Raw genomic sequence first — 15,604 nt, forward strand, 5'->3', positions numbered from 1 at the left:
CCTTGCCAAAGCCTTGCCGGCTCCGGATCACGTAATCCAATTACGCAATGCTAGGCGTGTGGTACGCAGAATTCCGTAATCTTATTACGTTGTTTTAATCAACTATCTGGCATGTCGGCCATCTGGCCGCCGGTGTGCTTCGAACCGGCACTGACCACCCGGTTGCGTCCAAGGCGCTTGGCTTCGTAGAGCGCCTGGTCGGCGCGTTCGAGGAACTGCGACAGCGGTTCGTCGGCCAGCGTCGCCACGCCGAAGCTCGCGGTCAGCGGCCGACCGGTCGGCCAGTCGGCCGCTTCGATCGACTGGCGCAGCGACTCGGCCAACTGGCCGGCGTGCTCGAGGCTGGTGCCAGGGCAGAAAATGACGAACTCCTCGCCGCCCCAGCGCACCAGGTAGTCACGCAGGCGGATGCGCTTGCGGAGCAGGGCGGTGAAGTGCTGCAGTACCTGGTCGCCGACGGCATGACCATGCTCGTCGTTGACCCGCTTGAAATGGTCGATGTCGCAGAACAGCGCGGCAAACGACTGCTTGCTGATCTGGCTCATCGCCGCCTCGTCAAGCAGTGCGTCGCGCACGCCCGCACGGTTGAGCGCGCCGGTCAGCGGGTCGTGCTTGGCGAGTTCGCCGATCTTGGCGTTTTCGATCATCAGCGTGGCGTTCAGCGCGCTGAGTTCCTGCTCGCGTTCGCGGCTGTGCGCCAGCGTGCGACGCATGCCGATCTGCCCGCGCAGCAGGTAGGCGAGTGCGGCGCCGACCCACAGCGCGATGATGAATAGCGCCATCTCGCCGGTGCTGACCCATTTGCCGCGGAATTCGACATAGTCGATGGTGATGCTGCGCAGTGCGTTTTCGCGCACGCCGGCGGTGTCGATCATGATGACCGGCACATTGTCCATTTCGACCGCAGCGCGCTCGACCGGGATCTTGTGGTTGACCAGCCACCACGAGGCGACGTTGAAAGCGCGCAGCGGCACCTGGATCTCGCGACCGTCGTCGCGCGGATCGAACTGCAGTTCGTTGAGCCGCCAGCTCAGCGAATCGTCGGCACTGGCGTCCCGGGGGTCGAAATTGCGCACGAAGATGCGCAGCCGGGGATTGCCGCTGCCGGCGCTGCGCAGCTTGAACGCAATGTGCTGAAAGCGCGACAGGTCGACGCCGTGCTGCGGCTTTTCGCTGAGCCAGATTGCCAGTTCGCAGAACGGCCACTCGTACTGGTCGCGCAGCGTACAGCCGAACACGATGCGCTTGTCCTGCACCGCCAGCGTCGCTACCGATGCGCCGCCGCTCTCGCGGTCGTCGACGATCTGCAGCCGGTACGGACTCTCGCCGTCGATGCGCAGCACCCGGTCCAGCCCGAAGTACTGCCAGAGCAGCAGGCCGATGCTGATGACCAGCAGGGCAACGATGGCGGGGCGCAGGATTCGGTGCGGGTCGGACTGAGGCATGCTTTCAATGTCGATAAATTAGTGTTTGCTAATTAGAACGCTTTTCCGGTCGCGAGCACAAACGATCCGGGCGGTTTACTCGCGCAACTACATGGTTTTCCGGCTTTGCAGGTAATCATGCATTCCGGATTGCCAAATTTTTATGAAATCGGATTGTAAATCAATGCGTTGTTATCTTTAAATATATTGTCGTATTGGGTAATGAATACGCCGGCTGGCGCTTATGTAAGCGCTTGCCGGCCACTACGTCATCATTACCAATGCCAAGCCACGGTGCGCATCGTACATTCCGCGCTTATCAAATCGCCGACGTCATATACCCATGCTGCTTCATCCCGCCCTGACCCTGCAGCGTACCCCGGCGAACCGCCGGCGCATGCTGCGCGCGGCGATTGCCGTCGGTCTGCCGCTGGCGGTCGCGCTGTTGCGGGGCGAGTTCCTGCCGGCGGTCTATGGCGCGGTCGCGGGTTTCTACACGCTGTTCGTCGACAGCGGCGGCGATACCGGCGAGCGGCTGGCGGCGATCCTCTACATGACGGTCGGCATGCTGCTGGCCGGCATCGCCGGTGTCGTCGGTCATCTGGTTCCGGGGGCGTCGCTGCTGCTGCTGATCGGCTTTACCGCCGTTGCCGGCTGGCTGCAGGGTGCCGGCAGCGCGGTCGAGTTCATCGGCAAGTACTGGCTGATCGCCTTCCTGTTCGGCGACAGCGCGCCGGACCTGCCGCCGCTGTGCGGCACCTACCTGATCGTCGGCGGGCTGGCGGGGATGCTGGCGGTGCTGATCGACCTGGCGATCGCCCGCAAGCCCGAGCCGCAGAGCGCGCCGATGCTGCGCGATGCGGCCCGGCACCTTCTGCGCCGGCGCCACACCAACGGCGCGTTCACGATCTACTTCATGGTGCTGGTCGTCGCCGGCTACGTGGTCGGCCACTGGCTCGGGCTGGCGCGCGCCTACTGGGTGCCGCTGACGATCGTCATCGTCACCGTCTACGATCCGCGCCACAGCATCCACAAGCTGATCCAGCGTCTGGCCGGTTCGCTGATCGGCGCCGTGCTCGGCGCGCTGATCGTGCATTTCGTCCGCGCCGAGTGGGCGCTGGCGCTGTGCGTGACCGCGATGGCGGTCTGGCTGCCGGCGGCACAGGCGCGCAATTACTGGGTTGCGGTGATTCCGATCACCGCGCTGGTGATGGTCCTGCTCGACTTCGGCATCCTGCGCGGCAGCATGTCGGCGACCGATTTCGCGCTGGCGCGGATGGCCGACACCGTGGTCGGCTGCCTGATCTGCGGGCTGGGGGCGGCGATCTACCTGCGCCTGCTGCCGCGGATCGAGGCTGCGCAAAAGCGGCGCCGCTAGCCGGCGGCCATCGTGGATGGTCAAATTGATTGACGTTGTTTCGTCCGGATGTCAATGGTTGCGAGACGCAGCCATGACGCCGAGCAAATTTCATGCGGCCGGCGTAACAAGTACCGCCACCGGTTGCAGGCGATGAACTACATTTGCGGCATCGACATCGGGCGCAAGCGCCTGTGCCGCCTGCGCTCATGACAGGGGCAAGCGCGCAGGGCGCCACCGTATCTCAAGCAGCAGTCCGGGCTCCGCGCCCATAAGAGGAATCGACATATGCAGACATTCTTTATTGCGCCGACGCGCCAGAACGTGGGCCTGACTTCGGTTTCGCTCGGCGTGGTCCGGGCGCTGCAGCGCCAGGGCCTCAAGGTCGGTTTCGTCAAGCCCGTCTCGCAGGACCATCACGAGATCGAGCGTTCGACGCACTTCGCCCGCGAGATCTGCCAGATCGACTCGCCGAACGGGCTGTCGACCGGCCAGGTGATCGCCCGCGTCGCGGCAGGGCAGAACGACGATCTGCTCGAGGACATCGTCAGCCTGTGCATCGGCGCGTCGCACGGCGCCGACGTGCTGGTGGTCGAAGGTCTGCACGTCGACCCCAACAACGCATTCACCGCCGGCCTGAACGCCGACGTCGCCCGCGCGATGCAGGCCGAAACCGTACTGGTCGCCAATGCCGGTGCGCCGGGCGCGGTCAACGAGGTCAAGGTGCTGGCCGCCCAGCTCCGGCATGAAGGATTGAACGTCGCCGGGGTGATCTTCAACAAGGCGCCGGCGACGTTCGATGCCGCCGCGCAGCCGGCCATCGACGGCATCCCGGTCTGGGGCGTCATCCGTTATGACGCACAGCTGCTCGCGCCGCGCACGCTCGACGTCGCACGCCATCTGAACGCACAGGTGCTGATCGAAGGCGAAATCAGCAAGCGCCGCGTGCTGGAAACCGTGGTCGCAGCCCGTTCGGTCACCGAAGTCGTCGAGCGGCTCAAGCCGGGCGCGCTCGTCGTCAGCGCCGGCGACCGCGACGACATCATGCTCGCGACCGCGCTGGCGGCGAAGAACGGCGTCCAGCTCGCAGGGCTCTTGCTGACGCACTCGAGCATGCCCGACCCGCGCATTCGCGAATTCTCGGCGATGGCGCTCAACAGCGGCATTCCGGTGCTGCAGACCGACACCGACAGCTACGGCACCGCGGCGCGCATCGCTCAGGTGCCGCAGGCCGTCGCGGCCGACGACATCGAACGGATGAACGCGGTGCTCGATGCCGTCGCCGAACAGCTGGCGGCCGAATCGCTCGCCGCCGGCGTCAGGGTGCCGGCATCGGGGCGGATGTCGCCGCCGGCATTCCGCTACCAGCTGATCAGCAAGGCGCGCGCGGCGAAGAAGCGCATCGTGCTGCCGGAAGGCGACGAGCCGCGCACGATCAAGGCGGCGGTGATCTGCGAGGAGAAGGGCATCGCCAGCTGCGTGCTGCTCGGCAAGCGTGCGACGATCGAGTCGATTGCCGCCGCCCAGGGCGTGACGCTGCCGGCATCGCTGGAAATCCTCGACCCGGATCTGGTCCGTCAGGAATACGTTGCACCGATGGTCGAGCTGCGCAAGAGCAAGGGCCTGACCGAAGGCCAGGCGCTCGAGCAACTGGCCGATACCGTCGTGCTCGGCACGATGATGCTGGCGGTCGACAAGGTCGACGGTCTGGTTTCGGGCGCCGTGCACACGACGGCCAGTACCGTGCGTCCGGCGCTGCAACTGATCAAGACCGCACCGGGCTCGTCGATCGTCTCGTCGGTGTTCTTCATGCTGATGCCGGACCAGGTGCTGGTCTACGGTGACTGCGCGATCAACCCGAACCCGACCGCCGAACAACTGGCCGAAATCGCCAAGCAGAGCGCCGACAGCGCGCAGGCGTTCGGCGTCGACCCGAAGGTGGCGATGATCAGCTACAGCACCGGCAAGTCCGGCGCCGGCGCCGATGTCGACAAGGTGCGTGCCGCGGCCGAGCTGGCGCGCGAGAAGTACCCGCAACTGGTGCTCGATGGTCCGTTGCAGTATGACGCCGCATCGGTCGCCGATGTCGCCGCGCAGAAGGCACCGGGCAGCAAGGTGGCCGGCAAGGCCACCGTGTTCGTGTTCCCGGACCTCAACACCGGCAACACGACGTACAAGGCGGTGCAGCGCAGCGCCCACGTCGTCAGCGTCGGCCCGATGCTGCAGGGCTTGCGCAAGCCGGTGAACGACCTGTCGCGCGGTGCGCTGGTCGACGACATCGTGTTCACGATCGCGCTGACCGCGATCCAGGCCGCCCAGATGGACGAACAGCGTTAAGCCGCTCGGCGATCTGCCAGAGAACGCCGGCTCGTGCCGGCGTTTTTTTTGTCGCCGCGAATACCGGGCCGGCTGCACGTTCGAAGCCAATTTGCGCCGGACGGTGATTGTGCCCGAAGCGGATCGTCATGATCGCGTGGTAGAATCCCCGGTTTACCCAAACCCTCGCAGCATTCCATGACACGCGCCCTTCGCAATATCGCCATCATCGCCCACGTCGACCACGGCAAAACCACCCTGGTCGACCAACTCCTGCGCCAATCCGGCACCTTCCGCGACAACCAGCAGGTTGACGAGCGCGTGATGGACTCGAACGATCTTGAAAAGGAACGTGGCATCACGATTCTGGCCAAGAACACCGCCATCGACTACGAAGGCACCCACATCAACATCGTCGACACCCCGGGGCACGCCGACTTCGGCGGTGAAGTCGAGCGCGTGCTCGGCATGGTCGACGGCGTGCTGCTGCTGGTCGACTCGGTTGAAGGCCCGATGCCGCAGACCCGCTTCGTCACCAAGAAGGCGCTGGCGCTGGGTCTGAAGCCGATCGTCGTGATCAACAAGGTCGACCGTCCGGGCGCGCGTCCGGACTGGGTCGTCGACCAGACGTTCGACCTGTTCGACAAGCTGGGCGCAACCGACGAACAGCTCGACTTCCCGATCATCTACGCGTCGGGCCTGAACGGCTTCGCCAAGCTCGACCTAGCCGAAGAATCGGACAATATGCGTCCGCTGTTCGAAGTGGTGCTCAAGCACGTGCCGACGCCGCCGGGCGATCCGGATGCGCCGCTGCAAATGCAGCTGTCGGCACTGGACTACTCGACCTATACCGGCCGTCTTGGCGTCGGCAAGGTCATCAACGGCCGCATCAAGCCGGGCCAGCAAGTCGTCGTCATGAACCATGACGAGCAGGTGGCCACCGGCCGTATCAACCAGGTGCTCGGTTACAAGGGGCTGGATCGCGTGCCGGTCGAAGGCGCCGAAGCCGGTGACATCATCATCATCTCGGGTCTGGACGACATCGGTATCGGTGTCACGATCTGCGACAAGGATAACCCGATCGGCCTGCCGGTCCTCGGCGTGGACGAACCGACGCTGAACATGGACTTCATGGTCAACACCTCGCCGCTGGCAGGTACCGAAGGCAAGTTCGTCACCAGCCGCCAGATCCGCGACCGCCTGACCAAGGAACTGCTGACCAACGTCGCGCTGCGCGTCGAAGACACGGCCGATGCCGACATCTTCCGCGTTTCGGGCCGCGGCGAGCTGCACCTGACGATCCTGCTGGAAAACATGCGCCGTGAAGGCTTCGAAATGGCCGTGGCCAAGCCGCGCGTCGTTTACAAGGACATCGACGGCCAGAAGTGCGAGCCGTACGAAAACCTGACCATCGACCTGGAAGACGAACACCAGGGCGGCATCATGGAAGAAATCGGCCGTCGCCGTGGCGAGCTGACCAATATGGAATCCGACGGCCAGGGTCGTACCCGCCTCGAATACCATATCCCGGCACGTGGCCTGATCGGCTTCCAGTCGGACTTCATGACCATGACCCGCGGCACCGGCCTGATGAGCCACGTGTTCGACGACTACGCACCGGTGAAGCCGGACATGCCGGGTCGCCACAACGGCGTGCTGATCTCGCAGGACAACGGCGAAGCCGTGGCCTACGCGCTGTGGAAGCTGGAGGACCGCGGCCGCATGTTCGTGTCGCCGGGCGACAAGCTGTACGAAGGCATGATCATCGGTATCCACAGCCGCGACAACGATCTGGTCGTGAACCCGATCAAGGGCAAGCAGCTGACCAACGTCCGCGCTTCGGGCACCGACGAAGCCGTTCGCCTGACCACCCCGATCAAGCTGTCGCTGGAATCGGCGGTCGAGTTCATCGACGACGACGAACTGGTCGAAATCACCCCGAAGTCGATTCGTATCCGCAAGCGCCACCTGCAGGAACACGAACGCCGCCGTGCGGCCAAGTCGGAAGGCTGATTCGGCCTTGCCCGAAGAGAACGGAGCCCGAGCGGCTCCGTTTTTTTTTGTCCGTCTGTCGCATCCATCACGACGTCTGCCGCCGGCCGCTTGTTCCTTGCAAGGCTGAACCTTATCGTTTTCGGCGACCGGTCTTGAGGCCGGCAATCACACAAGGCGCCGGACGCCGGGGAGGCAGAGAGATGAAGACGATGCATGGTGCGGCGTTTGCCGTGCTTCTGGGCTTGAGCGTGCTCGGCCACGCCGCCTGTCGCGGTGACTGGGCCGAGGGCAATACCTATACCGCGGGCGATACCGTGGTCTACAGCGGCACGGTGTATACCGCGCGCAGCACGCACACGGCCTATGTCGGCACCGGCTGGAATCCGGCCGCGACGCCGACCTTGTGGTCGGTCGGCGGGACTTGCGGCGCAACACCGACTCCGACACCCTCGCCAACGCCAACGCCAACGCCAACGCCAACGCCAACGCCAACGCCAACGCCAACGCCAACGCCAGTACCATCGCCGACTCCGACTCCGACTCCGACTCCGACTCCGACTCCGGCTCCGGCTCCGGCTCCGGCTCCGGCTCCGGCTCCGGCTCCGGCTCCGGACGTATGGGTGTTGCAGAACACCTTCGAGAACGGTGCGATCGGCCTGTACGGCGCATCGGCGTTCCAGTCCGACTGGGGCATTGCACCGGGCGAATCGACCGGCGTTGCCGCAGGGCGGCTGTCCATCGTCGGCGATCCGGACAACCAGGCCAACAAGGTGCTGCGCGTCACCTACAAGGCCGGCCAGATCGGCGGCAATTCGGCGATGACCTTCGATGCACCGCTCGGCGGCAGTTACGGTCAGCTGTGGCTGCAGTACAAGCTGCGCTTCGACAACGCTTTCACCTGGGTCAAGGGCGGCAAGCTGCCGGGGCTCGGCGGCGGCGATACTCCGACCGGCTGCATCGCCAACGGTACGTTCGACGGCTTCACCACCCGGCTGATGTGGCGCGAGAACGGCGTCGGCTTCAGCTACCAGTACTACCCGGGCAAGAAGGACGAGTGCGGCGACTATTACGCGGTGGCGACCCGGTTCAAGCCCGGTGTCTGGTACACGCTGACGCAGCAGGTCGTGCTGGGGGATGCGGGCCAGGCCAACGGCCAGTTCCGCCAGTGGATTGACGGCAAGCTGGTGCTGCAGCAAAGCGGGCTGTTGCTGCGCAACGGTGCTGCGGTCGGCGTATCGGCGATCAAGATGGATACCTTCTTCGGCGGATCGAGCACCGACTGGGCGCCGGCCAGCGACCAGTTCGCCTACTTCGACGACTTCCGCGTCTCGACCGCCAGTCCGCTGGCGCTGGTCGATACGCTGAAAACGCCGCCGCCGTACAACGATCCACTCAATGGCTACAGCCAGTGGCAGACCGGCAAGAGTTACGCGCAGAACAGCCTGGTGTTCCGGATCGACGGCAGCGGTGTCTACCGCTACTACAAGGCTCGCGGTTATGTGGCCGCCAATGTCGATCCGCTCGCCAGCAGCCTGCTCGATGCCTACTTCCAGGTGTACTCGCCGGTGCGGCTCGACAATGGCCAGAAATGGATCGAGCTGACCGAACCGTGGCTCTGACCCGGTACCAAGAACAACAAACCCGCCACCGGCGGGTTTGTTGTTCTGGCTAGCGCGTAGAGCCGCAAACAAAACTCGGCTAGGCGATGCTGGCAGGGCGGACGAAGCGTCCCGACTTCCTGCAGTCGCAACAGGACATGGAAGTACGGCAAGCGAGTACAACGCCGCCAGCAGGGTTTTGCTGGCGGCGCTCAGCCGCGGTGCACGGCCAGCGGCCCGTTGGCCTGGCACACCGGCATCAGCTGGATGTTGTTGATGTTGACGTGTGCCGGCCGGCTGGCGGCCCAGTAGACGGTGTCGGCAATGTCGTCGGCCGTGAGCGGCTGGACGTTCTGGTACACCGCGCCGGCCTTGGTATCGTCGCCGTGGAAGCGCACATTCGAGAATTCGGTGCCGCCGGCCAGCCCGGGTTCGATATTGGTCACGCGCACCGGCGTACCGATCAGGTCAGCGCGCAGGTTGTAGCTGAGCTGGTGGACGAAGGCCTTGGTCGCGCCGTAGACGTTGCCACCCGGGTAGGGCCACTCGCCGGCGGTCGAACCGATGCTGATGACATGGCCGCGGCCGCGTTCGACCATGCCTGGCAGCAAGGCGCGCGTGCAGTAGACGAGACCGTTGATATTGGTGGCGATCATCCGCTCCCAATCGTCGAGGTCGGCGCGCTGTGCCGGCTCGAGCCCGAGCGCAAGCCCGGCGTTGTTGACGAGCACGTCGACTGCGCCGAAGCCGGCGGGCAGCGTGTCGAATGCGGCGGCGACCGCCGCACGGTCGGTGACGTCGAGCTGCAAGGGCAGCAGCGCCGGGCCGAGCTCGGCGGCGAGCGCCTCGAGTCTTTCGAGACGGCGGCCGGCAGCAACGACCTTGTGACCCTCGGCCACGAAGCGGCGGGCGATGGCCTGGCCGAATCCGGCACTGGCTCCGGTGACAACGACGATCATGGGTTTCTCCTGAAAAGCGGCTCCTTGGACAGGCTCCTAGCGTGCGCTGCGACGGCGATGTCGACAACAGACAATCGTGGGCATTTTCAAGCGGCGCAGTTGTGTTCGCTCGCCCGGGCGATGCCGGCACTTGCGTAGTACCATTCAGGTCACGCTACCAATACCACGACATCATGCCCGTACACGACGAAGCCGCGGCCAAGGTCCGGCTGGACAAATGGCTCTGGGCCGCCCGTTTCTACAAGACCCGCTCGCTGGCCACCGAGGCGATCGACGCCGGCCACGTGCACCTGAACGGCGACCGCGCCAAGCCGGCGCGAACCGTCAAGGCCGGTGACCGTCTGCGCGTGCTGACCGCACACGGCGAGTTCGACGTCGTCGTCGCGCAGCTGTCGGACCGCCGCGGTCCGGCCGAGGTGGCGCGGACGCTGTACGACGAAACGCCCGAGAGCGAGGCGAGAAGGGCGCAACAGTCGCTCGATCGCGCGCTGGTGCCGACGTTCGAACACCCGCTCTCCAAAGGCCGGCCGACCAAGAAGTGGCGGCGGCAGCTTCACGATTTCTCGCGCAAGCAGCAAGGATGATGCCCATGGATGCTGCGCCCGCGTCGATCTACCTGCTGTGCCGCAACGCCGCGTATGCCGGCAGCGTCATCCAGCAGCTGTCGCTCTTCGGGCTGGAGTGCCAGGCGTTTGCCCGCGCCAGCGCGCTGCTCGCCGCCATCCACGGCAAGGCGCCGTTGATGGTGCTGGTCGACGAGGCCGGTTGCGACGACATGGCGCTGCCGCAGGTCCTGCCGATGATTGCGCGCCTGCAGGATGTCCCGCTGGTCTATCTGTCGCTGCCGATGGCCGCGCAGGAGCAGATCGAACTCGCCCGGGCCGGCGCCACCGATTTCCTGCCCAAGCCGTTTGACAGCCACCGGCTGATCGACCAGATCGACCGGATGCTCGAGGCGCAGTCGCCGCAGCCGGCCAGGGTGCTGATCGTCGACGATTCGGAGATGCTGACGCACTGGGCGAGCAATGTGCTGACCATGGGCGGAATGCGCGTGCGCAGCGTCAAGAACCCGCTCAAGGTGCCGCAGCTCGTCGCGCTGGAAAAGCCCGAGCTGATCCTGCTCGACATGTACATGCCCGAATGTACCGGCGACGAGCTGGCACGGGTGCTGCGGCAGAACCCGGCGTTCGACGGCATCCCCATCGTCTTTTTGTCGAGCGAGACGCAACGCGGCCGCCAGCTGTCGGCAAGGCGGATGGGCGGCGACGATTTCCTGGTCAAGAACAACGATCCGGACGAGCTGATCGACATCGTCACGATGATGGTCGACCGTTACCGGCGACTGCGCGAGCTGATGAGCCGCGACAGCCTGACCCGGCTGCTCAACCATACCCACCTGATCGAGCGGCTGCTGCAGGAGGTCGCCCGCGCGCACGAGACCGTGCGCCCGCTGGCATTCGCGATGATCGACATCGACCATTTCAAGTCGGTCAACGACCGCTACGGCCATGCCGTCGGCGACCGGGTGATCAAGAGCCTGGCACGGCTGTTGCGGCAGGCTTTTCCCGGTGCGGATCTGGTCGGCCGCTACGGCGGCGAGGAGTTCTCGATCGTGTTTCCGGACACCTCGCTGCTGCGCGCCGCGCAACAGGTCGACGAGCTGCGGCAGCGCTTCGGCGATCTGTGCCAGACGAGCGGCAGCGGCGAGCCGTTGACGATTTCGTTCAGTGCCGGCGTTGCCCAGCTCGGCAACGGCATGCACGCCGAACAACTGATCGAATCCGCCGATGCCGCGCTCTACCAGGCCAAGGCGGCCGGCCGCAATCAGGTCGGTCTGGCGCGCTAGGACAACACGAGAGGAAGAACATGTCCGCACTGCACTACCGCATCCGCCCGGCCGACCTCGCCGGCCACTACTTCGACGTGACGCTGACGATTGCCGAGCCGGCGACCGACGGCCAGGTCGTCTGGCTGCCGGTGTGGATACCCGGCAGCTACCTGATCCGCGAGTTCGCCCGCAACATCACCGACATCGCCGCCCGCGCCGGCGGCAAGCCGGTCACGCTGAGCAAGCTCGACAAGCACCGCTGGCAGGCCGCGCCGGCCGCCGGGCCGCTGGTGATCGAGTATCGCGTCTACGCGTTCGACCTGTCGGTGCGCGGCGCCTGGCTCGACGATACGCGCGGCTTCTTCAACGGCACCAGTGTCTTTCTCGCCGCCGCCGGCCACGAGGGTCTGCCGTGCGAGGTCGAGATCGTCGCGCCGAAAGGAAACGCCGGCTGGCGCGTTGCGACAACGCTGCCGGCGGTCAAGCTCAAGGACGGCGGCTTCGGCCGCTACCGGGCGCGCAACTACGACGAGCTGATCGACCACCCGGTCGAGCTCGGCACCTTCGACGACGACAGCTTCAAGGCCTGCGGCGTCCCGCACGAGATCGTCATCGCCGGCCGGCACCGGACCGATTTCAAGCGGCTGAAGAAAGACCTGAAAAAGATCTGCGAGGCGCAGATCCGCCTGTTCGGCGAGCCGGCGCCGTTCGACCGCTACCTGTTCATGACGGTCGCGACCGGCGACGGCTACGGCGGGCTCGAGCACCGCGCATCGACGGCGCTGATCACCGCGCGCAACGATCTGCCGCTGGCGCACGAAACCGATCGCAAGACCGGCTACATCCAGTACCTCGGGCTGTGCAGCCACGAGTATTTCCACAGCTGGAACGTGAAGAGGATCAAGCCGGCCGCCTACGCGCCGTACCCGCTCGACCGCGAAGCGTACACGCGGCTGCTGTGGGCGTTCGAGGGCATCACCTCGTACTACGACGACCTGATGCTGCGGCGCGCCGGCATCATCACGCCGCAGCAATACCTCGACCTGCTGGCGCAGACGCTGACCGGCGTCGAACGCACGCCGGGGCGGCAGCGGCAGACGCTGGCCGACGCCAGCCTCGACGCCTGGGTCAAGTACTACCGGCAGGACGAAAACAGCCCGAACGCGCTGGTCAGCTACTACACCAAGGGCGCGCTGGCCGCGCTGTGCCTCGACCTGACCATCCGTCAGAAGACCGGTGGAGAAAAGAGCCTCGACGACGTGATGCGCGCGCTCTGGCAGCGCTTCGGCAAGGACTTCGACCGCGACGGCCGCGGCGTCGGCGAGGACGAGTGGGAGCGCGTTGCCGGCGAGGTGGCCGGGGTGGATCTCGCGGCCTTCTTCGAGATGGCGATCCGCTCGACCGCCGATCTGCCGGTCGCCGAGTTGCTGGCCGGTTTCGGTGTCGACGTGCAGCGCCGGGTGCCGCTCGGCGGCGGCGACAAGGGCGGCTGGCACGACGGCAAGCTGGTCCCCGGCGTGAGCATCGGTGCCCGCATCGGTGCCGATGCCGCCGGTGTCAAGCTTACCCAGGTCTTCGAGGGGGGCGCCGCGCATGCGGCCGGGCTGTCGGCCGGCGATGTGCTGATCGCGATCGACGGCATCCGGCTGGGCAGCCTGGACGGCGTGCTGGCCGGCTACCAACATGGCAGCAGGCTGCACGTGCATGCATTCCGCCGTGACGAACTGATCGAGCGGACGCTGCAGCTGAAGCCGGCCGCCGCCGATACCTGGGGGCTGAAGCTGCGCGACGACGCGGCCAATACCTTGTGCGCCGGCTGGATTCTGGATTGATTTAAGCTTCTGGTAAGTTACCATGCTGTCGTATAGATTGGTCTTGACGATTCGATATGGACGACAGCATGCGCTTGCCCCGATCCGGTCCCGGCGGGTTTTATGGCATCCGTGCCCGGATGCTGCTGGTTTTCCTGCTGCTCACACTGCTTGTGGCCGTTGCGGGCGGGGCCTACGCCTACGCGCTCAAGGCGGCGGCGGCCCGCGCCGAAACTGACGGTCGCCTGCGTGCCGCCGTCGCCGCCGCCGAGCAGTTGCTGCCCGCGGGGCCGATGCTGCGCGACGCGCTGACCGGTGCAGACATCGTTTCCGATCCGCAGCAATGGCAATCGGCCTTTTCGCGTTACTGCCGGTTGCTCGGACTGGGGTCGATCTCGGTCTACCTCTTTGAGGGCGACGCGCCGAAGCTCGCAGCTGGAGCCGTGATCGACGGCCAATCGCACGACCCCGGGCGTGACACGCTGCGGCAGGCGCTGACCGCGGCCCGGACGATCGAGCGGGAGGTCGCCGGCGAGCGCGTGCGGACGCTGCTGCAGCCTGGCCCTGCTGCCGGCAGCCGCTATGTGATCGCCGCGACCGAGGATGCCGCTGCATTCGATGCGGCACTGGTGCGGGCGCTGTGGCAGGCCATCTGGGTCGGCATGACCGTTTTCATGGTCGGCATGCTGATTTCCAGCCTGCTCGCGTGGCGGATCGCCAGACCGATCAGCGCAACGCTGGCCGCGGTACGGCGGATGCGCGAAGGCGATTACGGTGTCCGGCTGGGGCAGGAAGGGGGCGGCGAGCTGGGCGAACTGGCCCGCAACTTCAATGCGATGAGCGAGGCGGTGGCCGAGCGGGAACGGCTGATGCTGCGGCAGGCTTTCGAGGACAGGCTGACCGGCCTGCCGAACCGGACCAGGCTGCTCGAACTGATGCAGTCGGGCATGGCCAGCGACGATGCGCCGTTCGTGCTGCTGCTGCTCGACATCAACCAGTTCCGCTATGTCAACGACTACCTCGGCTATCCGGCCGGCGATGCGATGCTGGTCGCGCTGGCGCGTCGCCTGTCCGGGCTGATGCAGCAGCAGGGCGAACTGTGCGCGCGTCTGCCTGGCGACGAGTTCGCGCTGCTGTTCCCGCGCACCCGGATCGACGCGCTGCCGAGCCTGCTCGCCCGGCTCGACGCAGCCTTGCTCGATCCGGTGATGGTCGGCGGGCAGCGGCTGGACCTCGGCGTCGGCATCGGCGTCGCGGTCTACCCGGAACACGGCGAGACGGCCGAACTGCTGCTGCGCCATGCCGAAATGGCGATGTATCTGGCCAAGCGAGACCACACGGCCTATGCGATCTATTGTCCGGAAACGCAGGTGCAGCGGCGCAACCGGACGGTGCTGCTCGCCGACCTGCGCGAAGCGATCGAGGACGGACAGTTCCGCGTCCACTACCAGCCCAAGGCCAGGCTGGGCGACGGCAGCGTCGACAAGGCCGAAGCGCTGATCCGCTGGGCGCACCCGGAGCGCGGCTGGATCGCGCCGGACGAGTTCATCCCGTTCGCCGAACAGACCGGCCGGCTGCACGCGATCACGCACTGGGTTGTCAACGAAGTGGTCGGCCAGCTGGCACGCTGGCGCGAAGGCGGGCTGATGCTGTGCGTTTCGGTCAACGTCAGCACCGGCGACGTCGAGGACGACACCTTCGTGACCTTCATCGACAACACGCTGCAGCGACACGATGTGCCGCCCTCGCAACTGTGCCTCGAAATCACCGAAACCGGCATGATGCACCGGCCGCAGCAGTTGCTGCGCAACCTCGACCGGCTGCGCCAGCTCGGCGTGCTGCTGTCGATCGACGATTTCGGCAACGGTTACTCGTCGTTCGGCTATCTGGCGCAGATGCCGGTCCACGAGCTCAAGATCGACCGGACCTTCATCGAGCGGCTCGGCCACAATTTCGAGAATGTATCGATCGTGCGCTCGATCATCGAACTCGGCCACATCCTCGGGCTCGAGGTCGTCGCCGAGGGGGTCGAAACCGCGGCGATCTGGCAGGCGCTGGCGGTGATGGGCTGCGATGCCGCGCAAGGCTATCTGATCGCCAGGCCGATGCCGGCCGATGAACTGCGCCACTGGATGACGCTGGGATTCGAGCTGCCGTCCACGCCGCCGAACATGGCGCCGCTGCTGGCGTCGTGAGCACGATTGCCACGGCGCGAGCGGCGATGATCGTGCCGGCCGGATAGGTCTAGACGTCACAACCTGGTAATACACGCTGCCTAGAATCCGCTGCGATTTCCCCCTCTGGACCGCACAAGGA

General features: G+C 65.8%; 10 protein-coding genes. 8 read left to right on the forward strand and 2 right to left on the reverse strand.

What is annotated here, in order from left to right; genetic code table 11:
* Positions 1-98: 98 nt before the first annotated feature.
* Positions 99-1,445, reverse strand: a complete 1,347-nt coding sequence (locus BJP62_RS17580) for a diguanylate cyclase (RefSeq protein WP_070531988.1) — start codon at positions 1,443-1,445, stop codon at positions 99-101.
* 322 nt (positions 1,446-1,767) lie between these two features.
* Here BJP62_RS17580 and BJP62_RS17585 point away from each other — a divergent pair, with 322 nt between their 5' ends.
* From BJP62_RS17585 to BJP62_RS19100, 4 genes are all read left to right on the forward strand, one after another.
* Positions 1,768-2,802 (forward strand): FUSC family protein, encoded by a 1,035-nt coding sequence (locus BJP62_RS17585; protein ID WP_070531991.1) that lies wholly within the window; start codon positions 1,768-1,770, stop codon positions 2,800-2,802.
* Positions 2,803-3,069: 267 nt separating this feature from the next.
* Positions 3,070-5,118, forward strand: coding sequence for a phosphate acetyltransferase (pta, locus tag BJP62_RS17590; RefSeq protein ID WP_070531994.1), 2,049 nt, complete (start codon positions 3,070-3,072; stop codon positions 5,116-5,118).
* 177 nt (positions 5,119-5,295) lie between these two features.
* Entirely contained in the window at positions 5,296-7,110 is a 1,815-nt protein-coding gene (gene typA / locus BJP62_RS17595; protein ID WP_070531997.1) for a translational GTPase TypA, read from the forward strand.
* A 182-nt stretch (positions 7,111-7,292) separates the two neighbouring features.
* Entirely contained in the window at positions 7,293-8,711 is a 1,419-nt protein-coding gene (locus tag BJP62_RS19100; protein ID WP_236943629.1) for a polysaccharide lyase, read from the forward strand.
* A gap of 191 nt (positions 8,712-8,902) precedes the next feature.
* Here the strand turns inward: BJP62_RS19100 and BJP62_RS17605 are convergent, their stop codons facing one another.
* Positions 8,903-9,649, reverse strand: a complete 747-nt coding sequence (locus tag BJP62_RS17605; protein WP_070532002.1) for an SDR family NAD(P)-dependent oxidoreductase — start codon at positions 9,647-9,649, stop codon at positions 8,903-8,905.
* A gap of 173 nt (positions 9,650-9,822) precedes the next feature.
* On the opposite strand from BJP62_RS17605, the gene BJP62_RS17610 reads away from it, so the two are divergent.
* The 4 genes from BJP62_RS17610 (at position 9,823) to BJP62_RS17625 (ending at position 15,483) form a co-directional block, all read left to right on the forward strand.
* Positions 9,823-10,233: an RNA-binding S4 domain-containing protein gene (locus BJP62_RS17610; protein ID WP_070532005.1), complete on the forward strand. Its 411-nt coding sequence runs from the start codon at positions 9,823-9,825 to the stop codon at positions 10,231-10,233.
* A 5-nt stretch (positions 10,234-10,238) separates the two neighbouring features.
* Entirely contained in the window at positions 10,239-11,495 is a 1,257-nt protein-coding gene (locus tag BJP62_RS17615; RefSeq protein ID WP_070532008.1) for a diguanylate cyclase, read from the forward strand.
* A gap of 20 nt (positions 11,496-11,515) precedes the next feature.
* On the forward strand, positions 11,516-13,309 hold the full coding sequence (locus tag BJP62_RS17620) for a M61 family metallopeptidase (RefSeq protein ID WP_070532010.1): 1,794 nt from the start codon (positions 11,516-11,518) through the stop codon (positions 13,307-13,309).
* Between the two features lie 68 nt (positions 13,310-13,377).
* Complete coding sequence (locus BJP62_RS17625; RefSeq protein ID WP_168163856.1) at positions 13,378-15,483, forward strand: bifunctional diguanylate cyclase/phosphodiesterase; 2,106 nt, start codon at positions 13,378-13,380, stop codon at positions 15,481-15,483.
* Positions 15,484-15,604: the final 121 nt, after the last annotated feature.

It is taken from the genome of Jeongeupia sp. USM3 (genome assembly GCF_001808185.1).
GTDB lineage: Bacteria > Pseudomonadota > Gammaproteobacteria > Burkholderiales > Chitinibacteraceae > Jeongeupia.